The sequence below is a fragment of the Paenibacillus diazotrophicus genome (genome assembly GCF_042610465.1).
In genome coordinates, this window is record NZ_JBGJZN010000001.1 from 1,898,956 (window position 1) to 1,924,600 (window position 25,645).

Genomic DNA, 25,645 nt, shown 5'->3' on the forward strand with positions numbered 1-25,645 from the left:
TTCTGTGTCGTCTAAGAGTTGAAAAAGGCCAACGGCCTGAATTCTACAATCAAAGGCGGGCATTCATATGAACTTTAAAAAAACAGCTTTTGCAGCGGTCACCAGCTTATCCCTTCTTAGTTTTTCACTCGCCGGCCCCATCTTTGCCGCTGACAGCAGCTTCAAGGATATTGACAGCATAACCGGCAAAGACAAAATCAATTCCCTAAAGGACCAAGGTTTGATTAAAGGCATCTCAGACACCAAGTTCCTTCCAGGTTCCAAAGTATCCACAGCTCAAGGGATACAGTTCATCTCAGGAGGACTTCAGCTGAGCCTTGCGGCTATAGACTTCAATAAAGCACCGCTCGCCAGCAGCCTGTTCTCCAAGGTTAAGGACAATGCCTGGTACACGGAAGCTTTCATTAACGCGCACTACAACGGGATTGAAATTGCCGCCGATATCGACCCAGCGAAGCCAATGACCAAAGAACTTTTCACGAACCTGCTGATCCAAGGGGTAGAAAAAGCGGGCAATCTGCCAATGATCAATATCGTCCCTGTCGACATCACCGATGCAGATGCATTGAACCCTTCCTTCCAAGGCAGTATTCAGCGCTCGTTGAAATACAAGATCAACACCTTGGATACCGACGGCAAGTTTAATCCAAAAAGTGAAATCACACGCGCCGAAGCCGCTATTATGCTCTACAACGCTCTGGAATACCTGGAATCCAAAACAGACATCGCTCCCCAGAGTTAAGATCCATCCCGTGGTCAAGCAAAAAGGCAGTCCGGACTTTTCTCCGGACTGCCTTTTTGCGTTATGCATCTGATTAGATATCTTCACCGCTAAGCCGGTTTAGAAACTGTAGCGCCCGCGGATTTGTTGGATGCTCCAGCACCTGCGCCGGTGTCCCCTGCTCCAGGATTACGCCGTTATCCATCAATATAATCTGATCCGCCACATCCGCAGCGAATTTCATCTCATGGGTCACGATGACCATGGTCATCCCTTCAGCGGCAAGCTGCTTGATTACCTTCAATACTTCCCCTACCAGCTCGGGATCAAGCGCCGAAGTGGGTTCATCGAACAGCAGCACTTCAGGCTCCACGGCCATCGCCCGCGCAATGGCAACCCGCTGCTGCTGTCCGCCTGATAATTGATGCGGATAGGCGTCTACCTTGTCCGCAAGCCCAACCTTGGTCAGGAGTTCGATGCCCCGCTTGCGGGCCTCCTCCTTGGAACGTTTCTGGACTGTGACCTGACCCTCCATTACATTGCCCAGAGCGGTCATATGCGGGAACAAATTATAGGACTGAAAGACCATCCCGGTCCGCTGGCGGAGCGCCAGAACTGAACGTTGCGGGATTTTGACTCCGGCCGTGAAATTTAGCTTCAGATCACCCAGTGACAGGCTTCCCTGATCAGGTTGTTCTAACAGATTGAAGCAGCGCAGTAATGTTGTTTTTCCGGAACCGGAAGGACCTATAATTACGAGTACTTTACCATGTTCTACGGTAAGATCCACACCCTTCAGTACTTGGAGGGGACCGAATGATTTATGCAAGTCACGAATTTCAATCACGGTACTTCTCCTTATCTCGCCGAGAAGCGGTCGAGCCGTTTCTCCAGGTAATTTTGCAGAACGGACAGTACAGAACAAAACAGCAGATAGAACAAAGCCGCTTCGCAATACAACAACAGCGGTTCGTACGTAGTTGCTGTGATCTGCTGTGCTGTTTTGAAAATTTCGACATATGTGATCGTCGCGGCTAGCGAGGTATCCTTAACCAGACTTATAAAGGAATTGGACAATGGCGGAATCGATACCTGTGCCGCCTGAGGAAGGATGACTCTCCGCAGTGCCTGTCCCCTCGTCATTCCGACTGAGAATGCGGCTTCCCATTGGCCTTTATGTATCGACAGAATTGCAGCCCGCACAATCTCAGAGGAATAGGCGCCCACACTGAGCGTGAATCCTATTGTAGCTGCAATAAAAGGATCAAGTATGATGCCAACTACCGGCAAACCGTAGAAAATAATAAACAGCTGGACCAGAAGCGGTGTGCCGCGAATGATCCATACGTAAAAACGGGCGATCAGCTTCGGTATAGTCCATGGTGACAGACGGACAAGTGCGGTCAACACAGCAAGAAGCAGTCCCAATATAAAAGAGACAACAGCCAGCGGAATGGTAAAAGCCACCCCGGCTTTGAGCAGGGGCAGCATCGAATCAAGGAAAATTTGTATTTTGCGGTCATCCATAGATCAGACATCCTTCTCTAGACTCCGGGCGGCCTGAGCCGCCCTCGTCCATCCGTTATTATTTGGAAACGTCAGCGCCAAAATATTTCTCGGAAATCTTCAGATACGTACCGTCACTCTTCATAGCTGCCAGGGCTTCGCTCACCGCGGCTACGAGCTCATCATTGCCTTTCAGGAAAACAGCAGCACTCTGGGAACCCTCTGCAATCTCGTCAACGACCTTAATCTTCACATCCGGCTTCTGCTTCTTCAGATCCAGATAGGATAGTCCGTCATTCACGGTTGCATCAATACGTCCTGAGGTCAGCAGATCAATAGCCTGATTGAAGCCTTCAATTGGAACGATTTCAGCTCCGTTCTCACGAGCGATATCGGACAGGTTACTGGTCAGGGACTGGCCGGCTTTTTTGCCTTTCAGATCCGCGAAGGCTTTGATGTCTTCATTCTTCTCACCAACGATCAACACGGCTTTGGAGACAATATAAGGATCCGAGAAATCGTACTTCACCTTGCGCTCGTCGGTAATGGAAACTTCATTGAAAATAACGTCAAAGCGCTTGGCGTCCATCCCGGCAAAAATTCCGTCCCACTGGGTTTCGAAGAATTCCGCTTTCACTCCCAGCCGCTTAGCAACTTCTTCAGCGATCTCTACGTCAAAGCCAGTTAGTTTGCCGGAAGCATCATGGAAAGTAAATGGCGCATAGGTACCCTCTGTTCCAATACGCAGCTTGCCGCTGGCTTTGATGGCCTCCAGGCTGTTTTGTTCCGCAGATGCAGCTGCTCCTTCAGTGGGTGCTGCCGAGGACTCGGCTGCTGTGTTATTGCCTCCAGCATTATTGTTATTATTGCCGCAAGCAGCCACCAGCACCACTGTAAGCAGCAATAGGATAGTCAGACTAAGTTTTTTCATAAATAGATTAACCCCTCTCGTATCATTCTCTGTATGTACCGGCTGTTCACCGGCAAGTTGAATAGTAACACCGTCAAGTCAGTGGAGTCAATACCTTTTTCCGATAATAAACATCGGAATTATATTGTAAGCGTTATAACCCTACAATTCACTTTCTGAAGGCACTCATATAGGGATAGCTTGCCCAAAACTTATTAATCTCCCCAGAAGAATCAGAAACAAAAAAATCTCCGCAGCACCTGAATGCTGAACGGAGATTGTCAGATCTAATCCTGACTGTACTTCCAGAATTTAACCATGCATCATTTCTGGTTGCACTTTTGACTTTGAACCGTCTTTCCCACCTCTGCGCCCTCTCCGTAGGAGCAACCCCAATACAGCACCTCCGAGAGCAACAAAGATCATAATGTGAAAAGTATCGTCGAACCCTTTGGCCAGAACAGTCTGTGTAGCCAGCTTCAAAGCATCGGGCGAAGCTTGGGCCGCGTCCTTGCCGGCTGCACCTGCAGCCTTTTGCATTTCGGCGCCCCGTGCTGCCGCTCTTGAGGTCAAGATCGTTACAAGTGTAGATACAGCCAGTGAGTTGATTACCTGTTGCATGGAGTTAGTCAAAGAGGTAACCCGGTTAACCAAATGACTTGGGGCCTTGTTGAGCAGATGTGTATTCATAGGCATTACCATCATACCCATGCCTGCACCGCACATGATCAGCGGCAGAATCAAATCTCTGCTCTGCGTGGTGAGGTCCACATGAGAATACTGGAACAAAGCACCCGAGACAAGGCTAAGTCCGCAGACCACCAGCCAGCGAACTCCAATCTTGTCGAACAAAATCCCGGCAATGGGCATCATAAGGCCGGAAGCGATCGCCTGGGGCAGCAGGGTAAGACCGGTATCGAATGCCCCGAAGCCGCGGGCCTGCTGCAGAAACTGGGGGAGCAGGAACAACGCACCATACAAACCGAACTGTGCGATCCACTGTACAAATATACCTGTGCTGAAATCAAGCGAGCGCAGAATACGCAGCTCCAGCAGAGGTGTATCCGAACGGAGCTCAGCAATGACAAAAGCAATTAACGCTGCCGTACCCAGTAATAGGCCGATCAGTGTTTTGTCCGATGTCCAGCTATCCGCTCCCTGGCTTACCCCGTAAGAAAGAGAAGCAAATGCAAGCGGCCCAAGAATCATCCCAAGCTTATCCATACCCGGAACCTGGCTGCGTTCCGATTGCGGCAGCTTACGTGAACCGATGAGAAGACAGATGATTCCGATAGGAATATTAATCAGAAAGATCCAGCGCCAGGAATGATATTCCACCAGCCAGCCGGATAGGACCGGACCGATTGCCGGAGCGAACAGTACAGGAATGCCCATAATTCCCATGACTACGCCTACCTTACTCTTGGGAGCCAGCTTATAGACATAGGCCATGCCGACCGGGAGCACACATCCTCCTCCCAGACCTTGCAGGACCCGGAACGCTATCAACCACTCTGCACGGCTAGGTGTTGCACAGAGGATAGAACCGATAGTGAATACAATAACCGCAGTCAGAAAAACAGTCTTAGAACCGAATCGGTCAGACAACCACCCGGATAACGGGATTACTGAGGCCTGAGCCAGCATGTAGCCGGTCACAATCCATTGCAAAGTATTTAAATCTGTATTGAAATCCTTAACCAGAGTGGACAAAGCTACATTCATAGCAGTACTGTCGAGCACCACCATGAATACACCGGCAATAATAGCCAGCAGTGGAACCAGAATGCTTGACAGACGAAAATCGGCATCCGATTTCAGCGATTGCTCCATTCTCTATCTCCTCCTGAATTGAACTGCGAAGGGGAATTCATTGACCGCAACGCAGCATAATTTATATAATGTATATTGAAACGGACAATTGTCCGGTATCGCATTTTTTAGTCTACGGACAATTGTCCGCTCTGTCAATGTAGTTCTCACGTTTTCTGTAAATTTATGCTGAATTTCTGAAAGGAGTCTGCTATGAACCCGAGAGAACCCGCCAGCAGCCCGTCCTCAAATCCAACAGTTCAAACCAATCCATCATCCTCCCGGAACTATCAGGATCCATATGTACAGCGTATTCTTGAAGCCGCCCGAGAGCTTTTTAGAGATAATGGTCTCGAAGCAGTCAGCATGTACAGCATCGCCAAGCGGGCAGGAATGGGTCAGGGGTCGCTCTACCGCAGATTTACGGATAAAGGTGAAATTTGCTCTGCCCTGCTCTCCACCAATTCTGAACAATTTCTTGCAAGTCTGGAGCACGAGCTTCAAGTCCCGGCTGGATCAGACAGCTCCATTGAGGGGCTGCGGAGGAGTATCGAACAGGTCGTGGATTTCATAGACCAGCATGCCGAACTGCTCCAGATGATCAAGTCTGAGTTTACCGGCAAAAAACAGCTTACCCAGTTTGAGCATCCGATTTTCCAGCGGCTGAATGCTGTGATGGCCGAGCGGCTGCAGCGGCTCGCTGATGATGGCAAGCTGATAACCATTGATCCCCATTTTGCTGCAACTTCATTGATCGCAGTCCTCAGTCCTGATCTCTACCTCTATCAACAGAAGCTTCACGGGTCCGGCAAAAAAGAGATTACCGAGGGAATTCTGACCCTCTTCGTAACCGGGCTGCAGCGGTGCTGAGTACTATTTCTTTTGACAACATTCTGGAATATGCTATATTAGTTAGCAATTGCGAATATTATATTAACCTGCTATTTCACTAGGGGAGTCTATGACTGAGACGAAGCTTTAAGCTTCGGACCCTTGGAACCTGATCTGGATCATACCAGCGGAGGGAAGTGGAACAGAAACGATCTGCGGTACTGCTCCTTGCCTACTGCCGAACCTTTCAGACCCATTTGCCTCCTCTGGAGACGGATGGGTCTTTATTGTGTTTCCATCCCATTCAGATCGTTACAAATCCGGCTGCAAATGCGTGTACAAGAAAGGAGGCTTATACATACCAAGATGATATCTATCCGTAACCTGTCCTATTCCTACTCTGCTTCACCGCAGTCTACGGTATTCAGCGAACTCTCAATGAATGTCAGGCGGGGCGAATTCATTTCCATAGTCGGTGCCAGCGGCTGCGGGAAAAGCACCCTGTTCAAGATCATTGCCGGATTGCTTCAGCATACGGAAGGTGAATTGAAAATTCACGGAATGACGTCTAATGATCCTTCATCTAGACTAGGCCAGGTCGCTTATATGCCTCAGCAGGATCTGCTGCTGCCCTGGAGAACCGTGATGGACAACTGCCTGCTCCCCTGGGAGCTTAAGCGAAAAGGCAGCAAATCAGAAGCCATAAAGGAGATCCGTGAGATGCTAGACCGGTTTGGACTTAAAGGTAAAGAGCGGCTCTACCCGCAGGAGCTGTCCGGCGGGATGCGTCAGCGTGTAGCTATGCTGCGCACCCTTGCTGCCGGAAATGAGCTGATGCTGCTGGATGAGCCTTTTGGAGCCTTGGATGCCATTACCAAACGCGAGTTACACCGCTGGCTCCTGGAATTATGGGGCAGTCTGCAACAAACCGTTCTGTTCATTACCCACGATCTGGAGGAGGCACTGCTGCTCAGTGACCGGATCTATCTAATGAATGGAATTAGCGGCGGTGTACAGGAATTCAGGGTGGAAATGCCGCGTCCCAGACACTACCGTATGAATTATGAACCGCAATTTGTTGCTTTGCGGGAGGAATTAGAGCGGAGGCTGCATGAGACGCGCTAGTATCAGAACCCTTGTGAGTGATTATGTTCCTTTTGCCGTGCTAGTCCTCGTGACACTTACCGGCTGGGAGAGTGCTGCCCGGTTGAAGCTGATTCCGGCTTTCATTCTCCCTGCACCAACAGCCATATGGGCCGCGCTTGTGGAGCAGAGACTGCTGCTCTTCGGTCAGCATCTACCCGCTACTCTGGAGGAGGTTCTGCTTGGTTTTGTTCTGTCGGCCACCTGCGGGATGCTGCTGGGGACGGGTATGCACATGTTCACTCCACTTGAAAAAGCACTATACCCCTTGCTGGTGATCAGTCAGACCGTTCCACTGATTGCACTGTCGCCCATTTTTATTATGTGGTTTGGCTATACCATGTGGAGCAAGGTAGCGGTAGTATTCCTTACCGCCTTCTTCCCGGTAGTTATAGGTACCTTTGATGGTCTGCGCAAAAGTGGTGCTGTGTACAAAGAACTGCTGCTCACACTAGGTGCCACCCGCTGGCAGATTCTGCGTAAGATCCAGATTCCGCCTGCACTGCCCTCTTTGTTCTCCGGACTTAAGCTCTCTATGGTCTACTGCGTCATTGGTGCGACGATCGGGGAATGGCTGGGCGGAAGCCGGGGGCTCGGGTATTTCAGCCGGCGGATGGCGGGGAATCTGCAGAGTGCGGAAATGTTCGCCGCTGTATTTCTTTTATCCGCACTCGGAATCGTTCTATTTCTATTTATTGTGCTGCTCGAAAAAATTATTGTGCAGAAAAGAGGCATTCATCAATGAAACTAATGCATACTGAACAACCCTTTCGAAAAAGGTCCCTTCCTTTGCTTCCATTATTGCTGCTTCTATGCCTGGGAGTTGCGGTAGCCGGCTGCGGAAATAGCAGTACTAAGGAACCTGACAGTTCTGCAGCTGCAGATCATAGCGGGACCCCCCACAAGCTGACGATTATGCTCGACTGGTATCCGAATGCTGTCCACTCCTTCCTGTACGCTGCCCAGCAGAAGGGCTATTTTGCCGACGAAGGTCTTACTGTGGATATTCAGATGCCCGCAGACAGCAATGATGCTCTCAAGCTTGTAGCCGCAGGCAAAGTTGACCTGGCCCTAAGCTACCAGCCGCAGGTGCTGATGGCACGGGGTGAGCAGATTCCGGTGAAGTCCGTTGCTGCGATCGTCCGGCATCCGCTTAATCATCTGATGGTTCCTGCGGACAGCGGGATCAAGAGTCCTAAAGACCTGGCAGGCAAAACTGCCGGATACTCCTCTATCCCTCTCTATGAAGCAATGCTGAAAACAATGATCCAAAGCGATGGCGGGGATCCTGGCGCAGTAAACATAACTGATGTTGGCTTTGACCTGATTCCTGCCCTTTCTACCGGACGTGTAGATGGAATTATAGGAGGATTCATTAACCACGAGGAGCTGATTCTGGAACAGGAAGGCCATCCGGTTATTTCACTGGATCCAAAGGATTACGGTGTACCCGATTACTATGAGCTAGTCCTGGTTGCTAGTGACCTGGGTCTGCAGAATTCGGAAGGTTACATTCAGAAGTTCATCCATGCAGCACGTAAAGGACAACAATTCGTGGCAGACCACCCGCAAGAGGCGCTTGATCTTCTGCTGGCTCACGAAGATGCTACGGCTCCACTCGACAAAAGCATTGAGTCCAAAAGCCTGAATCTGTTGCTGCCCCTGATGGACGCCGGGAATGAGCCGTTTGGCTATCAGGACCCTGCATCGTGGGAAAAGGTACAGAACTGGCTGAGTGATAACGGTCTACTAAATGGTAAGGTGAAGACCGGAGAAGCTTTTATTAACTTGTGATGGGGAATTTAAGGAAGGATCACTCAAATATATTTTAGGAGGAATCATCATGTCTTTTTTATCCAAGGTGCGGGACAGCAATCCGCTAGTGCACAACATTACGAATATTGTGGTCGCGAACTTTAGCGCGAACGGGCTGCTTGCACTGGGGGCTTCCCCTTTTATGGCGGATGCACATGAAGAAGTCGCAGATATTGCCGCTATGTCGGGAGCTGTGGTGCTGAATATCGGCACCCTTAATGATTATGCCATTGATTCGATGCTGCTTGCCGGTAAGGCGGCTAATCTGCATAACGTGCCGGTCGTGCTAGACCCTGTGGGTGCCGGGGCTACCGCTTACCGTACCAGTGTTACCCATAAGCTGGTCAACCATATGCAGATTACCGCACTGCGCGGCAATGTCGCTGAAGTGGCCCATGTTGTAGGCGAGAGTTGGAGCATTAAAGGGGTGGATGCCGGAAGCGGAGATGGTGATGTGGCAGCACTTGCTGTAAAAGCTGCGCTGAAGCTTAAATGTGTGGTGATTATCACCGGTAAAGAGGATGTCATCACGAATGGCGTTACCACCTATGTAGTCAGTAACGGACATCCTGTTTTGACCAAGGTTACCGGCACCGGCTGCCTGCTCAGTGCAGTCGTTGGTGCATTCCTGGCAGCAAGTGGCGGAGCTTGGCTGGAAGCAGCGGTAGAAGCCCTGTCCTTCTATGGAGTTGCTGCCGAAATCGCAGCGGACCGGACGCGCCAGCAGGGAATTGGCAGCTTCCAGATCGAGTTCCTGAATCAATTGGCTCTCGTTACACCTGAAGTATACGCAGAGCGCTCCCGTGTACAGCAACTGGAACAACGATAACTGCTTAACCAAAGGAGAACCCGTAATGACAGAGTCTACAGGAAAAAAAGTATTCAAGGCATTAACCATTGCCGGTTCCGACTCCGGAGGCGGAGCTGGTATTCAGGCCGATCTGAAAACCTTTCAGGAGCTGGGGGTATACGGCATGTCCGCCCTTACCGCAGTAACTGCACAGAACACCTTAGGTGTACAAGGTGTATATCCTCTTGAAGTGGATGCCGTTGCTACCCAGCTTGATTCCATCGGAACCGATCTTAGACCGGATGCCGTCAAAACCGGCATGTTGTTCAGCAGCGGAATCATCCGTGTGGTAGCAGGCAAGGTCCGGCACTATGGCTGGGATCATCTGGTCGTTGATCCGGTCATGGTCGCCAAAGGCGGTTCCCCCCTGCTTCAGCAGGAAGCCGTGCAGGCTTTGATTACCCATCTGCTGCCATTGTCCTTGGCTGCAACACCGAATATCCCTGAAGCCGAAATCCTGACAGGAATGAGGATATCCGGCATGACTGACCGTGAAACAGCAGCCAGAATTATTCATGCCATGGGACCGCGATATGTGGTCCTTAAGGGCGGTCATGATGAAGATAATCACATGGTGACTGACCTTATCTATGATGGAGTGAAGTTCACTTATCTGGAAAGTCCGCGTATTGCAACGCACCATACCCATGGAACTGGCTGTACCTATTCAGCTGCCCTCACGTCCGGGCTAGCGCAAGGGCTTCCGTTCTCAGAGGCAATCCGTACGGCCAAGGATTTTATCCATGCAGCCATTGAAGACGGCTTGAATATAGGCTTGGGACACGGTCCGACGAATCACTTCGCCTACCAGAACAGACTGAGGGGGAAACGCTGATGCAGCGGATGGACAGTGAGCGGATGCGCAGAATGCTGAAGCTGTATTTCATTATGGGTAGTGTAAACTGCCGGAAAGATCCATTGGAAACACTCACTGAAGCGATTGACGGTGGGATAACCTTGTTCCAGTATCGGGAAAAAGGCAGCTCAGCTATCACAGGCCAAGCATATGTTGAGCTTGCCCGGCAGCTCCAGCGGTGCTGCCGGGAATACCAGGTACCCTTTATCGTGAACGATGATATTGAGCTGGCGATTGCCCTGGATGCGGACGGTGTTCATGTCGGGCAGGAGGATGCGCCGGCACGTTCTATCCGTGAGCGGCTGGGAGCACACAAAATCATCGGCGTCTCCGCCCACACCCTTGAAGAAGCTCAACAGGCCATTGCAGACGGAGCCGATTATCTGGGTGTCGGACCGGTCTATCCTACCTCATCCAAGGATGATGCTGAGGCGGTCCAGGGAACCGCTGTGATAGAGAAGCTGCGCCGAAGCGGACTTACCATTCCCCTGGTTGGAATCGGCGGTATTACTGCGGACAATGCAGTACCTGTAATGAAAGCCGGAGCCGATGGAATCGCCATAATCTCAGCGATCGCCGGAGCAGACAACATCAGCGTTGCAGCACGAAAGTTCCTGTAGGTAATTTAACAAAAAAGGCACAACAGCCCTTCTTCACTCGGCGTTGTGCTTTTTATATATCAACAAGAATCTTCAGTGCCATCTCCCCATTACAATAGTGTGGTAATACCTACCGTCAGAGAGCAGCTTATCGTTCTTCAGCAGGCCTTCCTCTTCAAATCCCAGCTTCTGATAGAGTGCGATTGCCTGGATGTTGGTTTCCAGCACTTTCAAAGTGATTTTGCGGATGCCACTGGCTTCCGCCCAGTTAATGGAGGCGGCCAGCAGCTGGCTGCCAATGCCAACGCCCCAATATTCCTTCAGCACACCTATCCCAAATTCCACTTGATGATTCAAACGCTTCAAGCTACTCCCCTCACATCTGGAGAATCCAGCCAGCCTGCCGTCTACCTCTGCCACTAAAAAAAGGTGCTTGGGGTTAGCAGCATCATCTTGGATAAGCTGTTCGAAGCCCGCTGCATCGATGAACGCCTCCCCTTGTTCCCTATCTAAATTCTCAGTCTCTCCATCGATTTGCAGCCGGAGTTGTGGCAGTAATCGGGCATCTGCGGGGTCTGCCTCCCGTATCGTGATGATTGTGCCTCCGCGTTCATATTGGCATAGTTCCTTTTTCATTATGTACTCTCCTTCCTGAGGGGTTTAGCTGCGCTACACCTTTCCATATTAAGCCTGCAAACAGTTTAGTCAATATTACTCGTTCTTGACTTTACTGTATTATTAGTTTACTTTATAAACAGTTTACAAGGATAACTTTTCTTCAAAGGGGGGTGCAGGATGGCTGATCGTGAGCAGACCATAGAAGTGTATCAATCGTTTTTTGCAGTAGCACGCCAGCTTAAGAAGCTGGCACATCAAAGCGCGGCGGACCTTGGTCTGACCGTCCATCAATTCGGCATCCTCAATTCCCTTCTACAGCATCCGGGTCAGACCCAGAAGGATGTCACAGAACGTATGATTTTTAACAAAAGCAGGGTTAGTCTGCACATTGATGCTCTGGCACTTAAAGGCTTGGTCACCCGTGCAGTATCGGAGTTGGACCGCAGAGAGACTAAGCTGTATCTCACCGCTGAAGGCGAAGCATTATGTCTGCGGTATAACGAGGAAGCCTGGTCCCATAAAGTACTCGGGGATGCCCTGGAGCAATTCAACGAGGATGAGCTGCGTCAGCTCATTCATATGAACAAGCAGCTGCTACTGCAACTGAATCCCTAAATCAAGAGAAGCTGGTGATGTAAATGTCCCGAGGTTTTGGACCGGGGGGCCCCCATGGCCGATTGAATTTCGATGATGACGCACGCAAAACTAATCTCAGCAAAGCTCTCCTGCTGCGTATCGCGAAATTTTTCATACCCTACTGGAAACAAACTCTACTCGTTATGGCTGTACTAATGGTAACCGCTGTGCTTGGACTCCTGCCTCCCCTGTTCATCCAGCAGATTATCGATCAGGCGCTTCCGGATAAAAATCTGCGGCTGCTCACTCTGCTCGTTTTTGCTTCACTCGGTACAACTATCGTGTCCGGCCTGCTGGGTGTACTGCAGAATTATTTGAATTCATTTATCTCACTGCACATTGTCTACGATATGAAAAATCAGATGTACCACCATCTGCAAAAAATGCCTCTGCAGTTCTACTCCGGGGTGCAGCAAGGTGAAGTCATTACGCGGATGACGAGTGACATCTCCGGTGTGCAGAGTGTGTTCAGCAGCACAGTAGTCAATTTTGCCAGCAATCTGTTCATTCTTGTCTCCACTGGAGTTACGCTGTTCATCATGAACTGGAAGCTGGCGCTGCTCGGCATGATTGTGATCCCATTATTCATCGTCCCAACCCGCAAGATGGGCAGTATTAGCTGGAAGCTGGCCAAGCAGACCCAGGAAAAAATCTCTGATCAGAATCAGATTATCCAGGAGACACTCAGCATTAGCGGGTATCTCCTTATGAAACTGTTCACCAAAGAATCTTCGGAATACGCGAAATTCCAGACCATCAACTCCGAAGCCACCCGCCTGCAAATCCGTCAATCTATGGCCGGACGCTGGTTCATGATGGTTCTGTCCACCTTCACCAGTATTGGACCCTTGCTGATTTACTTATATGGCGGCTATCTGTTCATTCAGGGAGATTTATCTGTAGGGGCAATCGTAGCCTTTGTAGCCTTGCTGGGGAGACTCTACGGTCCCGTGATGCAAATGACGAATCTCTATGTGGATATCAAACGATCTGCGGCGTTGTTTGAACGGATCTTTGACTATTTTGACATGAAACCTCAGATTATTGATAAGCCGGAGGCCAGGGCCTTAAGCGCAGTTGGCAAGGACGTCGGATTTCATGAGGTTTCTTTTGCCTACCAGGCGGATAAAATAGCGCTGCACGGAATTTCGTTCACTGCTGCTGCGGGAACCTTGACTGCACTCGTCGGTCCCAGCGGCGCCGGGAAAACAACCGTCACCAACCTTCTTCCGCGCCTCTATGATACAGATTCAGGATCGATCACGATCGGCGGCAGCGAGATCCGCGACTTCACGCTTGCTTCACTACGGTCACAGATTGGCCTCGTCACACAGGATACCTATCTGTTCAATGGAACGATTCGGGATAACCTGATGTATGCAGAAGACGGGGCCAGTGAAGCTGAGATGATCGCCGCGTGCCAGGCAGCCTATATCCACGATTTCATTATGAGTCTCCCGGAGGGATACGATACAGTTGTAGGCAACCGGGGCATCAAGCTGTCCGGAGGCGAGAAACAGCGGATTTCCATCGCCCGGGTGCTGCTTAAGAATCCGCCGATCATTATTATGGACGAAGCCACCTCCTCCTTGGACACAGCCTCCGAATATTATATCCAGCAAGCCATGCATTCCCTGCTTCAGGGCAAGACCAGCATCGTTATCGCCCACCGGCTCTCCACTATCATGGCGGCGGACCAAATTCTCGTGATGAAGGCCGGTGCGATCGTTGAGAAAGGGACACATAAGTCGCTGCTTGAGATTAACGGAGTCTACAGGGATTTATATGACAAACAGTTCGAACCCAAAGTGCTGGCTTAATGTAAATAAATGTATGACAAAAAATCCGCACAGTCCATCTAAGAAACGGGACTGTTGCGGATTATTTATAATGATGATGAAGGATGAGAGTGTTTCAGCGGTGTGAGCTTGCTCATCCATCCGTCGATCTGATCATAGGAACCCTCTTGGATGCGCCGGTTGTAAGTGTCCACAAAACCTCCATCCCCGGCAGTCTGTCCTGCCCAGTTATAGAACTCCGGGAACTTTGCCTGCGCCTTATCTATCCTCTCCAGGATCAGATAGACATCAAGCAATGCCTCTAAATTGCTTTCCGTAGGGTCAGTCTTGAAGTTCTGTTCCAGATGTGGCAGCTGATCCTCATAATATTGCAATGTTCTGTCCTTATCGGGAACATACTGGTTGCCCCTGAGTTCATATACTGCGAATAATGCAGGACCCAGCGGCACCTGACCGGAATAAGGACTGGCTAACAACTCCGGCTGTTCATCCTGATCCACATCCTCAAAGATCAGCAGCACATTATCATTTACCGTAACCTGAAACTCGCCATCAATCTCCTCAATTACTATCGTTGCTGACTCGGGTCGATTATCAGCCAGCTCGAATTGAAAGGTGGGCCGGCTGTTCTGCAGGAGTGCTTTTGCCCAAACCTCTTCCTTGCGATCACTAATCATTCCGCCCTCTGGTTTTAATGCGGCTTGCTGACTATCGAACACGATCTCGCGGTTCTTAGCGATCAAAAACTGTGTATAATCAAATTCGCCGTTATTCCAGTAGTAGACTTCATAGTTCTGAGCGTTCAGTTCAAAAGAATCCTTATGTACATAACCGGGATACTGATCCTCGATCCGTGGGAACGATTCTGGAGAGACTTCTGGAGAAGGAAGCGACGAAATAGCCGGTGTAGAAAGAGGTAATGTGGATGAGCACCCGGCTAGGGTCAGCATCAATAAAATGAGAGTAAGATTCACAAATCGCATATGAGATAGTCCTCCTCTATCACTCTAATTTTTATATAGAAGACGGGTTACCGCTCAGCGTTCCAAGAAGCTCTGTCAACTCTTTTTGCTCCAGATGCCTCCACTGCCCTCTCTCCAGTCCGCTTAAGGATATATTCATTATCCTGATCCGCTCCAGCCTTAGCACTCTGTACCCTAATTCCTTGCACATGCGGCGGATCTGCAGATTCAGCCCTTGGGTGAGTATAATCCGAAACTCGCATTCGCTAACACGGCTGGTCTCACATGATTTGGTCCGGGTGCCCAGGATATCTACGCCAGCGGACATTTTTTGCAAAAACTCATCGGTAACGGGTTTGTCTACGGTAACCACATATTCCTTCTCATGCCCGTTCTCCGAACGCATCATTTGGTTCACGATCGCACCGTCATTGGTCAGCAGGATCAGTCCCTCGGAATGTTTATCCAGCCTGCCGATGGCAAACACCCGCGAAGGATATCCCACAAAATCAATGATATTCCCCTCCACCTCACGCGAGGATGTGCAGGTGATGCCCACCGGTTTGTTAAGTGCAAGATAGACGGGGGCACCTTTCACCGTTGTTATCCGCTCTCCATCTACAGCTACAATGTCTCCCGGCTCAACCTCCGCACCTTTTGCACAAGGACGGCCATTAATCGTAATCCTTCCAGCCGCAATTAATCTGTCTGTTTCCCGTCTTGGATACACACCTGTCTCACTTATGTATTTATTGATTCTCATATTAGATTTCGCACTCCTGCAAGTTAAATAGAAAAAACATCTGATTTGAATCGAAGTAGCCATTCCAAATCAGATGCCCCTTGATGATCTATTGGCATCCGGCCGTTTTACTTGCCGCTCCCGGTTTGTTTTGCGTTGCTGCTCTTGGCTGCACCCGTACCTTTGCCGCCAGGTCCCCCGGAGGGTCCGCCTTTTGGTTTCACAGGTTTCGCCGTTTTGTTCCAGCGGGTCCAGCCTTTGCTGCCTGTTCCTCTGCCTGTGCCGCCGCCTTTACTTTTTGCCACAATATCACTCCGTCAGTAATCAGTTTTCGCCTTGCTTCCATCTATCTTACCATTACCATGCACCATATGTCAGGAAAATACGCAAACAGCCTGCCGGGGCAGATCCGGCAGGCTGTTACTACTCCAAATTATATAGAAATGCAGATTACTTTTTCGGTTGAATGTAGCCTTCTGCTTTGAGCAGTTCAGCGATTAATACCGCGCCTCCGGCTGCACCTCTTACCGTATTGTGGGACAGACTGACGAATTTGTAGTCGTACAATGAATCTTCGCGGAGACGGCCTGCAGAGATACCCATACCATTCTCGATATCACGGTCCAGCTGCGTCTGAGGACGATTTTCCTCTGTGAAATAGGTAATGAACTGTTTGGGCGCACTTGGAAGACCAAGTTCCTGCGGACGGCCTTGAAAGCTGTTCCAGCGTTCAAGAATCTCTTCCTTCGACGGCTTCTGTTCAAAGGAGGCGAACACTGCAGCCATATGACCGTCAGCAACAGGCACACGGATACATTGTGTCGTAATAACAGGCTGTTCGCTTTTCACAATACCTTCGTCTGTCACATTACCCCAGATCCGTAGAGGCTCCTGCTCACTCTTCTCTTCTTCACCACCGATATAGGGAATGACGTTGTCCACCATTTCCGGCCAGTCGGTAAAGGTTTTGCCTGCACCGGAGATCGCCTGATAGGTAGTCACCACCACCTTGGACGGCTTAAAATCATTAAGCGCATGCAGTGTAGGCATGTAGCTCTGAATCGAGCAGTTAGGCTTAACCGCGATGAATCCAGTCTCTGTGCCCAGACGTTTGCGCTGCTGAGCAATGACTTCCAGATGCTCAGGATTGATCTCAGGGATCACCATAGGAACGTCAGGCGTCCAGCGGTGAGCGGAGTTATTGGAAATTACAGGAGTTCCAGTACGCGCATATGCTTCTTCCAGCGCCTTAATCTCTTCTTTTTTCATATCGACGGCGCAGAAGATCAGATCAACATCTGCAGCTACTTCCTCCACCTTGGAGGCATCCTGAACCATGATGCTTTTGACCGCCTCAGGCATAGGAGTGGAGAGCTTCCATCTGTTCTTGACCGATTCTTCATAAGTTTTACCTGCCGAGTTCGCACTTGCGGCAATAGCCGTTACTTGAAACCAGGGATGATTCTCAAGCAATGCGATAAAACGCTGGCCTACCATTCCGGTACCCCCGACGATACCCGCTCTCAACTTACTTGACATAAGAATTTCATTTCCTTTCAAGCAGCGCCTTCGATAGGTGCTTTTTAATAACCGATTATAAATGATATATGCAGCTTACACAATATGTGATTGTAAAGAAGAGGCTTTTGGAAAAAATTATCGGTGTTATGAAGCGCCCAGGCGTTTCGCCAGTTCGCCAAGATCCTGCCCCTTAAGCGCCCCTTCCACAAGCGCAGGCAGTAGAGCCGGAGTACAGGCGAAACAAGGAGTGCCATCGCGTGACAACTGGCCAGCCAGCCGCTCATCATAGGAGGGCTTGCCTTCATCCGACAAGGCGAGCAGGGTCATTGTGCGGACTCCCGACTCGCGCAGATCGCGCATCCGGCGCACAAGCCCAGCTTGGTTCCCGTTCTCATACAGATCCGAGACGATAATAAACAGCGTTTTCTTCGGCTCTTCAATGAACTGCTCGCAATACTTTACCGACTTATGGATATCCGTTCCGCCGCCTAGCTGAATCCCGAACAGCATATCCACCGGATCATTCGCACATTCTTCCGTCAAATCCACTACCTCGGTATCAAAAACAACCACCCTGGTATTCAGCGCCGGAATACTGGCGAAGATTGACCCGATGACCGAAGCCCAGATAATAGAGCTGGCCATCGAACCGCTCTGGTCAATATCAACGATAACTGTCCATTCCTTGCTGCGTCTGGCCCGGTCAAAATAATAAAACCGCTCAGGAATAATGATTCGCCGCTCCTGGTCGTAGTGCTTCAGATTCCGCTGAATGGTCCGCTTCCAGTCAAGCCCACTTAGCGAAGGCAGTGGAGAATGCTGCCGCTTGTTCAGCGCCCCGGTAACAGCACGGCGGATATCGGTTTCAAGCAGCTTAACCAGATCATCAACCAGAGCTTGAACCAGCATTCTTGCGGTATCTTTTGTTTTTTCAGGAATTTTCCCCTTCAATGACAAAAGCGTGCCTACCAGCTGGATATCCGGCTTCACCGCAGCTAGCAGTTCCGGCTCGAACAGCAGCTGTTTCCAGCCCCGGCGCTCCATGGCATCGCTCTGGATGATCGATACGACATCCTCCGGGAAGTAGCTGCGCACATCACCAAGCCATTTCGAGAGATTCAGGGCGGCATGGCCGGTCCCTGCTCCTTTCCCCCGGCCGGCAGGAGAGTTACCGGAGCTGCTTCCTCCGTTTGTCTCATCATAGATAGCGGCAAGTGCTGAGTCCATAATCAGCTCCTCTTCAGTCAGGCTAAGCTGGCCGCCTTCGCCATAAGCTGCGAGTGATGCCTCGGCTTCCTGTCCCAAGATCAGACGCCAACGGGTAACTGTGCTCTCTTGCTTAATATCATTCGTCATCTAGAAATCCCCGAAGTCAAAATCATTCAAATCGTCCAGCATCTTGGCTTCATCCTCCTTCAGTTCTCCGGTAAGGATCTCTGCTGCCTGCTCCGTATCCACACCCCACAGTTCGCCAAGCAGCTCGGAGATCATCGTCTTCTCCCTTGGCGAGAAAGTGCTGAATGCCCGGCGCAGAAACACCAGCGCCCGCTTGAATTCATCATCTTCGAGCGCATTAATATATTCGTTCAACTGCTCCCAGAGGCTCATTCTTGACAGCAGTCCATACCGGTTACGCATGGACAGGCCTTCGAACCAGCCAGCCCCCAGATCGGCCGGGATGCCGGGAGACAAGCGGCGGGAGACTTCCGAAGCAACCTCCTCAGCAGTGATCGCCCCACGCTCCATTAGAATGGCACAGGCGAACCCGGAGAGTCTCGGGTTACGGTTATCCTGCTCCGACAGATGCAGCAATTCCTTCAGCCACAGCGGTTCATCAACCGTCTCACTGTGGTCCAGAGATATTCCGTTCAGTTCATTCATAGCCACAATCATCTGCCCGGCGGCCTCATCATTGCAGCCACTAGCATCGAGCAGGAACAGGCATCCCCGCCGGAATAGTTCTTCCAACAGTGGTCTTAGAGGCACGGTATCCACCTTACGGATGTCGCCAAAGCCGATAATGGTGGCCAGTTCACGGGCTGCTGCAGCAATACCAACTACATCGCGGCTGTCTGCAGCAAGACTCTGAAGTACACGGCTGGCTTCCTCCATCTGTGCCGTCAAACCGCATTCACAGGCGACTCGTATGAGCACCGAGGCTTCGGCGATAGACCGGCAAGCCTGCAGCTTCTCACGCAGTACATAGGCGGCAGCCACTTCGATCGTTTCTCCCAGCAGGGTCGATTCGACAACCTGAATCTCGACCTCCGGGGTCCACTGGATGATCCAGTATTCTGCCCAGGTGGCCGCATCCTGTCCACTGGGCCTATTCTTGGCAAAAGATATGCCAAGCAGCTGCAGTCTATGGAAGAGAACAGACCGGTTCAGATCCAGATACGCTGCTTCCTCACGAGTTACTCTGCGGTTCTCCCGCAGGTCTAACGATAGTTCACTGGCTACGGTAGATTTATACTTCTCCAGCTTATATCGCTTCAGCAGCCGGTTCAGATCGTCCTGAATGGGGGTCTGACTGACACCTTCAGCCAGTTGCCCGATGGCTGTCCCCACATCCACTCTAGCCAGGGCATCGGCAATGACAGATAATTCACCGTGGCCAAGAAGAGTCTGAGCAGCATCGCGCAAATCACGCAGGGTAGGCGCACTACCGCCGTGCAGCGCAGCCAGCGACTCGGCCAGGCGTACCGCCTCGATTACCTCAGCCGTGGAGCGGTGGGTCCCGCTGCTGCGCAAATAGCCCGCCAACGTGGACAAATAAAGATGCGCCAGCTCCTCCGGCCGCCCGGCCTCCATGGTCTCCCACATCATTTCAAAGTAATGTGGTGCTCCATTCCCTGCCCCGTAGCCAGACTTTGTCGAGAGCTTGTAATACGAATATGGCATCAGTGTCAGCTTGGTACTGCGTGAAGGCAGACCCGCCAGTTGCTTATCATCCAGGGGTTCTGACAGATCGGTAAGCGCAGAAGCATGATATGCTCCGCAAATGACCACGATCTTATCCGGCGCATGGCCCTCAGCGATTTTCTCCCGGATCTGCCGCCGCATATAGGCTTCGCGCAGCGCGTTATAAGCGTGCTCCTTCGGCTGCTCAAGCTGCTCCCGACCTTCCGACAGTAAGCGCATCTCGGCGGAGAATGAAAGAATCGCCGCACGATAAGCTCCGGTACTTGCGTTGTGTTCGTAATTACGCTCCCAGTACATATCATAATCATGTTCACCGGCCAGCCGAGCAATCCGGCTATACACCGACTCTTCTTCCTTAATCGCTTCCGTAGACGGCTCTCCCGTCTCATTCACTTCTGGCTTCACTTGCTGTACGGATAGACTTTCCCGTCTCATGGCATCCTGCAGACTCAGAATAACCGAGGAAGGAAGATCAATAAATGCTGCATCCGCCCCATGATCCCTGGCCCATTTCATCCCCTGATATTCAGGGGAATAGACCGCTAAAGGCCACAGTGCAGTCCGAACCGGCAGCTCTTCCGTGAAAGCCAATATAGCAACGGGAGGTTGGGTTGAACGATGCGTCAAATGGCGAATTTCATCCGTGGCATCACTTGGGCCTTCGATCAGCACCGCCGTTGGCTGAAGCTCATTCAGGTATTCCAGCAGATGCTTCGCGCCGCCCGGAGACAAGTGACGTACTCCGAAAATATTCACCCCGGCTTCAGCGGTCGCTTTCACTCGTTCAGCTCCTTACAGGCCTGGTAAAGTCCGCGCCATTCTGCTCCTTTTTTCTTCATCACATTATCCAGGTATTCTTTCCAGACCAGCTTATCCTTGTCATCGTCCTTGACCACTGCTCCTTGAAGTCCTGCAGCAAGGTCGCGTTCTGTCAGCTCACCATCACCGAAGCTGGCTGCAAGCGCCATACTGTTCGTCAGCAGGGAGATGGCCTCAGCCGTGGAGATCACCCCAGCCGGTGTTTTTACCTTCTCCTTCTTGTCCAGTGTCATGCCGCTGCGCAGCTCCCGGAAGATCGTAACCACCTTCAGCAGCGCCTCATCCGCAGGAACGGAAGCCCCAAGATTATAGGAGGATGCAATCTCAGCAACCCGCTTCTTCACAATCGACAACTCGGTTTCAATATCCGTCGGTGCAGGCAGCACGATAATATTGAAGCGCCGCTTCAGTGCAGCCGACATTTCGTTGACACCGCGGTCTCTTGTATTGGCAGTGGCTATAATGGAAAAGCCCTTGCGCGCACCCGTTTCCTTACCAAGCTCCGGCACGGAGATCGTCTTCTCCGAGAGAATGGAGATCAACGCATCCTGCACCTCCGAAGCACAGCGGGAGATCTCTTCGAACCGGGCAATCCCGCCATCCTCCATAGCCCGCATAATCGGGCTTTTGACCAGTGCTTCCGGGGTTGGGCCGTTAGCCAGCAGCATGGCATAATTCCATGAATAGCGAACATGCTCTTCACTGGTGCCGGCCGTGCCCTGTACAACAAGTCCAGAGTTGCCATAGATGGCCGCTGCCAGGTTCTCCGACAGCCAGGATTTTGCCGTTCCCGGCTCCCCGATCAGCAGCAGTGCGCGGTCGGTGACCAGGGTGGCTACGGCCATCTCAATCAGGCGCGTGTTGCCGATGTATTTAGGGGTAATCACCTTTTTGCCAGCCTTTCCGCCTGCGATAAAGGTCAGCACCGAGCGCGGTGACATCTGCCATCCGGCCGGAATATTACCTTTATCCTCCTTACGCAGCGCCTCCAGCTCTTCCTGATACAATACCTCTGCCGGCAGACGCATATAATCCTGAAGGTGTTCTTGTTCCGTTGACATGGATATCTCTCCTTTGATTAGACCGCTCATGATTATTCCTGGCTGCGAAGCTGATTGATCACATATTCCAGCTGCGCACGGCTTTCGTAGTACCTCAGATTCGGGAGAAGTGCTTCCAGACGGCTGATGAAGCTTACGGGAAACTTCAGCATTTGCTGGAATTGGGCATATTCAAATCTGTAGGGACTATAGCCCTTCTCATTTTCCATTGCCGATATCTGCAGCTCATTCAGTTCAGAATCCGGCATCCCAGAACGCGCCAGACCTGTAAAGATATTCGCCATAAAGTCATGATTCCGCTGCTTTTTCTGCTGGATGCTCTGATCGCTCAATTTATTCAGCAGATAGCTGCGGGATTCTTCATGATCCGGTCGGGCAAAAGCGCATACCAGCTCGGTCACATCCCGATGTATGAACAAATCCAACCAACGAGGGTCCCATGCGGCCTGGATTTTTTCGGGGGAGAGCATTCCCATCTCACGGTATGGACGCTCCCTCTGCGGGTCCCAGACTGCGTCATACCATATTTCCTCTACATTCATAACCTGCTGCATAATTGTATCCATAAGCAGCTTGTTACGCTGCGCAGAATCCTTGGTGACTACAGCTTTTAGCTTGTTTATCAGCGTGCCGCCAAATTGTCTGTAGAGCTCCTCAGGTGACATCAGCTGCTGGGCTGCGCGGAAAAAGTGCGGGAAATAGCGGGAATCAAGTTTTTCCAGCTGTCGCAGCTCCTCAAAAGCCGATTCCGAAGCGGCTCTCTGTTTATACCACGCGGCTTCATTAATTACAGTCGTAAAGCCCAGGGAAGCAAACCGTCTATATTCCTGGATTACATAGCTGTAGAGCTCATCCAACTGCGAATTCCGCTGTCCGGAAAGAACCGTCGCAAACGGCCGGATTCTGTTCCATACTTCCTCCGTATGCTTCTTATCCACATTCTCCTGCGGCGCTTCATGCAACTCTTTGTTATATAGTACTGACAGCTTTTCAAATAGTGTTGCTGAAGAACTGTGCACTATAGCATCTGCAGCTAGCTCCCGGTCTTTTTTGCCCGAAAAAGCTTCATACAGACGTTCCTCGCCTTGTGGTGAACCGCCTGCAGCCAGTGCTTTATACGCAGCTTCGCGGATCACTTTTTTCTTATCGGTACTCCACTCCAGCAGGGCTGGCAGGTAAGCTTCATGTGTGCCAAGGCATTCAATAGCAGCGGCCCGGATCTCGTCACTGCCGGTTTCAGCAGCATGAAAGATCTCTTCAAGCACTTCCGTTCCTCCCGCCTTGGCGATGGTCTTTAGCTTGCGGACTTCACTTTTACCGCCGGTGATATTCAGATTTTCGATCAGATAGCCGGTAATGTCAGGACCGTAGGCCGGGAGAATCTCCGACATACTATATTCGGCGATCTCGGAATAAGGATCATTGAGTGCCGCAATCGCGAGCGGAAGCAGACGAAGATCCTGAAACATCCCCTCCTTAAAAGCCTCAATTACAATCTCATATCTGCCGCTCCCGGTGGTAGTGAGCGCCTGCCGTACTGCGGCGAGCTTACGGTAAGGATATTTGGTCTCCAGCAAAAGATTACGGCTGCGAAGCTCACCAGGAGTGCCTTCTGGTGCAGTAACCCCTTGGGTATACAGCACCGATTCCAGCAGCAGCGTCAGCTCCTGCAGCCGGGTCGCGGCCTGCATTCCTTGCCCGTCCCCGGGCTCCAGCAGAGAGGCAATGCCTTCCCCGAGCCTTTTGAACACTGCAGCCCGCTCGCCAAGCTGCTGAAATTGCGGCAGCAGCCGTTTTAGGCGGAAATCACCTGCGGCCAGATCACTGCCGGCGATATATAATCTTCTGACCTCTTGGTGAAGCTCTTGCAATAATGCTGTACTCATGGGCTGTCCCCCTATAGGATATATAAGAACGTATATGATATTTATAGACAGTTAGTACAATAGCCGGGTAATCGACCCACCCTGGATCAGGGATAACGGCTGAGCTACCAGGCGTCCCTGATCCAGCAGATGCTCGAACATCACCAGCATGCAGCAATCCTTCAGAGCAGATGCAGGCAGGAACGGGAGCAGCTCAAGGGTGCCCTGAGGCAACGAAGGAATGTCTTCCAATACCAGCCCGGCTCCGGATTCATCCGTGATCACATACTGGCCGTTTTCGGTCACACCGAGGCTGGATGCATGAAGTAATACAACAGGGGTTTTATCACTTAAAGGGTTCTTCAATTGATTTTTGACCTTCTTGAGCGTCTCAGCATAAGAACGGCTAGCTTTTACCAAGACTTGTTCGAGATCTGCATCACTTACAGCTCTTGATGTCATTTCTTCATAACGCACTCTGACATTCATATCTCCCGGGTAAGTGTACAGCAGCGGAATACAGGCAAGCTCAAAAAAGCTGTCTTCCTCCCGCATCAGCTTGGCAGCTTTATAAGGACGGTAATTCACAGTCCGGTGAATCTCGCCGCTAGCGGTCTCCAGCCAGTAGCCTACATCTACCAACTCCTGCCGGGCAGCATCATCGTAACTATAGAACGCAAGCTGCATTAGCTCCACATTTTCCTTCACCAGCCCATACTCCTTAAGCTCCGATAGCTGCCATGCATGTCCCAGCCATTCATCAATCGAAGATTCATGATCGAGAGCCAGCTCCGGGTCCTCGGCTCTGGCTGTCAGATAGATCCGGCCTTTCTTGATAAAAGCATGCAGCCGCGTTAACTGCTCCATGGCATATGTATAACCCTCTTCTCTGTCCTCTCCCTTGCCCAGCAACAGAGCAAACCTGCGCAGCTGTGTCTGCGCTCCAGATAAATAATAATTACCAAGCTGCTTCACATGCTCTTGTATGGTTTTGAGTGTCTTGTTGTCGATGGAGGATAATCCGCCGCGGATCAGAGACAGCACAAGCTTTTCCAGCAGATCGAGTCCCTCGAGCTGTGCGTTTATTTTCTTCTTCAATGCAGACTTGTTGACCTTCTTTGGCTTACTCTCGGTACCCTCGGCCGTCTGCTTCGCCTTGTTCTCAACCCGTTTCTCCGCCTTCTCACGTTTGGAGGCAACATCCTCCGGCACAGGTGCTAGCGAGAAAGCCTGCCCATCCACATAAGCATAAAGGAGGCCCAAGGTGTGCTTGCAAGGGAACTGGCGGCTGGGACAGGTACAACGGAACACCGGACTTTCAGGGGTAATAAAATCCACAGAGCATTCGTAAGGGGTTTTACCGCTCCCGGCGCATTGACCAAAGAGCAACTCTCCATTCTCTGAAACATGCAGCTGTACGAAGCTCTTCTTGCGCACCAGACCCTGGCCATTCTTAATGGCAGCGGCATTGGGTGCGAGCGAATCTACATAGGATGATGTTAGTTCAGGCAAATTAGTTGTCCTCCCGACTGAATTAGGTGGCAGTTCAGCTGATATATTGTGTTATTTGCACACATGTACTTCATTACGTCATTACCCAGATTAAGGGATAAGATCACATGTTTGCATTTATCTTAGCAAAAATATCCACCGGTTC

General features: G+C 51.0%; 24 protein-coding genes and 1 riboswitch. Of the genes, 10 read left to right on the plus strand and 14 right to left on the minus strand.

Annotated elements, in window-relative coordinates; all coding sequences use genetic code 11:
* Positions 1-67 precede the first annotated feature (67 nt).
* On the plus strand, positions 68-742 hold the full coding sequence (locus ACAN54_RS08635; protein WP_379153027.1) for an S-layer homology domain-containing protein: 675 nt from the start codon (positions 68-70) through the stop codon (positions 740-742).
* Positions 743-815: 73 nt separating this feature from the next.
* Here ACAN54_RS08635 and ACAN54_RS08640 read toward each other — a convergent pair whose 3' ends face one another.
* From ACAN54_RS08640 to ACAN54_RS08655, 4 genes are all read right to left on the minus strand, one after another.
* Positions 816-1,568: an amino acid ABC transporter ATP-binding protein gene (locus ACAN54_RS08640; protein ID WP_379153030.1), complete on the minus strand. Its 753-nt coding sequence runs from the start codon at positions 1,566-1,568 to the stop codon at positions 816-818.
* Between the two features lie 11 nt (positions 1,569-1,579).
* A complete protein-coding gene (locus ACAN54_RS08645) occupies positions 1,580-2,248 on the minus strand; it encodes an amino acid ABC transporter permease (RefSeq protein WP_379153032.1) in 669 nt (222 codons plus the stop codon).
* Between the two features lie 58 nt (positions 2,249-2,306).
* The gene (locus tag ACAN54_RS08650; protein WP_379153034.1) at positions 2,307-3,158 is read right to left on the minus strand and encodes an amino acid ABC transporter substrate-binding protein; all 852 of its coding nucleotides are present in this window, start codon (positions 3,156-3,158) and stop codon (positions 2,307-2,309) included.
* A 291-nt stretch (positions 3,159-3,449) separates the two neighbouring features.
* Complete coding sequence (locus ACAN54_RS08655; protein ID WP_379153036.1) at positions 3,450-4,970, minus strand: DHA2 family efflux MFS transporter permease subunit; 1,521 nt, start codon at positions 4,968-4,970, stop codon at positions 3,450-3,452.
* A 192-nt stretch (positions 4,971-5,162) separates the two neighbouring features.
* Here ACAN54_RS08655 and ACAN54_RS08660 point away from each other — a divergent pair, with 192 nt between their 5' ends.
* The 7 genes from ACAN54_RS08660 to thiE all read left to right on the plus strand — a co-directional run bounded on the left by ACAN54_RS08660 (position 5,163) and on the right by thiE (position 11,064).
* The gene (locus ACAN54_RS08660; protein WP_379153038.1) at positions 5,163-5,819 is read left to right on the plus strand and encodes a TetR/AcrR family transcriptional regulator; all 657 of its coding nucleotides are present in this window, start codon (positions 5,163-5,165) and stop codon (positions 5,817-5,819) included.
* Between the two features lie 71 nt (positions 5,820-5,890).
* Positions 5,891-5,993: riboswitch (TPP riboswitch) on the plus strand.
* A 153-nt stretch (positions 5,994-6,146) separates the two neighbouring features.
* Positions 6,147-6,905, plus strand: a complete 759-nt coding sequence (locus ACAN54_RS08665) for an ABC transporter ATP-binding protein (protein WP_379153040.1) — start codon at positions 6,147-6,149, stop codon at positions 6,903-6,905.
* A gap of 13 nt (positions 6,906-6,918) precedes the next feature.
* Positions 6,919-7,668 carry an ABC transporter permease gene (locus ACAN54_RS08670; RefSeq protein ID WP_379153042.1) on the plus strand — a complete coding sequence of 250 codons (750 nt, stop codon included), beginning with the start codon at positions 6,919-6,921 and terminating at the stop codon, positions 7,666-7,668.
* A gap of 5 nt (positions 7,669-7,673) precedes the next feature.
* On the plus strand, positions 7,674-8,717 hold the full coding sequence (locus tag ACAN54_RS08675; protein WP_379154175.1) for an ABC transporter substrate-binding protein: 1,044 nt from the start codon (positions 7,674-7,676) through the stop codon (positions 8,715-8,717).
* A gap of 49 nt (positions 8,718-8,766) precedes the next feature.
* Positions 8,767-9,567, plus strand: coding sequence for a hydroxyethylthiazole kinase (gene thiM / locus ACAN54_RS08680; protein ID WP_379153045.1), 801 nt, complete (start codon positions 8,767-8,769; stop codon positions 9,565-9,567).
* A 25-nt stretch (positions 9,568-9,592) separates the two neighbouring features.
* Positions 9,593-10,423 (plus strand): bifunctional hydroxymethylpyrimidine kinase/phosphomethylpyrimidine kinase, encoded by an 831-nt coding sequence (gene thiD / locus ACAN54_RS08685; protein WP_379153047.1) that lies wholly within the window; start codon positions 9,593-9,595, stop codon positions 10,421-10,423.
* The gene (thiE, locus tag ACAN54_RS08690) at positions 10,423-11,064 is read left to right on the plus strand and encodes a thiamine phosphate synthase (RefSeq protein ID WP_379153049.1); all 642 of its coding nucleotides are present in this window, start codon (positions 10,423-10,425) and stop codon (positions 11,062-11,064) included. Before thiD ends, thiE begins: the two co-directional genes overlap by 1 nt.
* Positions 11,065-11,136: 72 nt before the next feature.
* Here the strand turns inward: thiE and ACAN54_RS08695 are convergent, their stop codons facing one another.
* On the minus strand, positions 11,137-11,679 hold the full coding sequence (locus ACAN54_RS08695; protein ID WP_379153051.1) for a GNAT family N-acetyltransferase: 543 nt from the start codon (positions 11,677-11,679) through the stop codon (positions 11,137-11,139).
* Positions 11,680-11,838: 159 nt separating this feature from the next.
* Here ACAN54_RS08695 and ACAN54_RS08700 point away from each other — a divergent pair, with 159 nt between their 5' ends.
* Positions 11,839-12,276 carry a MarR family winged helix-turn-helix transcriptional regulator gene (locus ACAN54_RS08700; protein ID WP_379153053.1) on the plus strand — a complete coding sequence of 146 codons (438 nt, stop codon included), beginning with the start codon at positions 11,839-11,841 and terminating at the stop codon, positions 12,274-12,276.
* A gap of 62 nt (positions 12,277-12,338) precedes the next feature.
* Positions 12,339-14,117 carry an ABC transporter ATP-binding protein gene (locus ACAN54_RS08705; RefSeq protein WP_379153055.1) on the plus strand — a complete coding sequence of 593 codons (1,779 nt, stop codon included), beginning with the start codon at positions 12,339-12,341 and terminating at the stop codon, positions 14,115-14,117.
* A 65-nt stretch (positions 14,118-14,182) separates the two neighbouring features.
* Here the strand turns inward: ACAN54_RS08705 and ACAN54_RS08710 are convergent, their stop codons facing one another.
* The 9 genes from ACAN54_RS08710 to ACAN54_RS08750 form a co-directional block, all read right to left on the minus strand.
* The gene (locus ACAN54_RS08710) at positions 14,183-15,079 is read right to left on the minus strand and encodes a hypothetical protein (RefSeq protein WP_379153057.1); all 897 of its coding nucleotides are present in this window, start codon (positions 15,077-15,079) and stop codon (positions 14,183-14,185) included.
* Positions 15,080-15,110: 31 nt separating this feature from the next.
* The gene (locus ACAN54_RS08715) at positions 15,111-15,821 is read right to left on the minus strand and encodes a pseudouridine synthase (RefSeq protein WP_379153059.1); all 711 of its coding nucleotides are present in this window, start codon (positions 15,819-15,821) and stop codon (positions 15,111-15,113) included.
* 107 nt (positions 15,822-15,928) lie between these two features.
* The gene (locus ACAN54_RS08720; protein WP_379153061.1) at positions 15,929-16,105 is read right to left on the minus strand and encodes a DUF3934 domain-containing protein; all 177 of its coding nucleotides are present in this window, start codon (positions 16,103-16,105) and stop codon (positions 15,929-15,931) included.
* Positions 16,106-16,250: 145 nt separating this feature from the next.
* Positions 16,251-17,339 (minus strand): aspartate-semialdehyde dehydrogenase, encoded by a 1,089-nt coding sequence (gene asd, locus ACAN54_RS08725; RefSeq protein ID WP_379153063.1) that lies wholly within the window; start codon positions 17,337-17,339, stop codon positions 16,251-16,253.
* Positions 17,340-17,465: 126 nt separating this feature from the next.
* The gene (locus tag ACAN54_RS08730; RefSeq protein ID WP_379153065.1) at positions 17,466-18,677 is read right to left on the minus strand and encodes a VWA domain-containing protein; all 1,212 of its coding nucleotides are present in this window, start codon (positions 18,675-18,677) and stop codon (positions 17,466-17,468) included.
* On the minus strand, positions 18,678-21,023 hold the full coding sequence (locus tag ACAN54_RS08735; RefSeq protein ID WP_379153067.1) for a DUF5682 family protein: 2,346 nt from the start codon (positions 21,021-21,023) through the stop codon (positions 18,678-18,680). It abuts the gene before it with no gap.
* A complete protein-coding gene (locus ACAN54_RS08740; RefSeq protein ID WP_379153070.1) occupies positions 21,020-22,123 on the minus strand; it encodes an AAA family ATPase in 1,104 nt (367 codons plus the stop codon). Before ACAN54_RS08740 ends, ACAN54_RS08735 begins: the two co-directional genes overlap by 4 nt.
* A gap of 32 nt (positions 22,124-22,155) precedes the next feature.
* Positions 22,156-24,009: a HEAT repeat domain-containing protein gene (locus ACAN54_RS08745; protein WP_379153072.1), complete on the minus strand. Its 1,854-nt coding sequence runs from the start codon at positions 24,007-24,009 to the stop codon at positions 22,156-22,158.
* 51 nt (positions 24,010-24,060) lie between these two features.
* Positions 24,061-25,500: an SWIM zinc finger family protein gene (locus ACAN54_RS08750; RefSeq protein ID WP_379153074.1), complete on the minus strand. Its 1,440-nt coding sequence runs from the start codon at positions 25,498-25,500 to the stop codon at positions 24,061-24,063.
* Between the last annotated feature and the right edge of the window lie 145 nt (positions 25,501-25,645).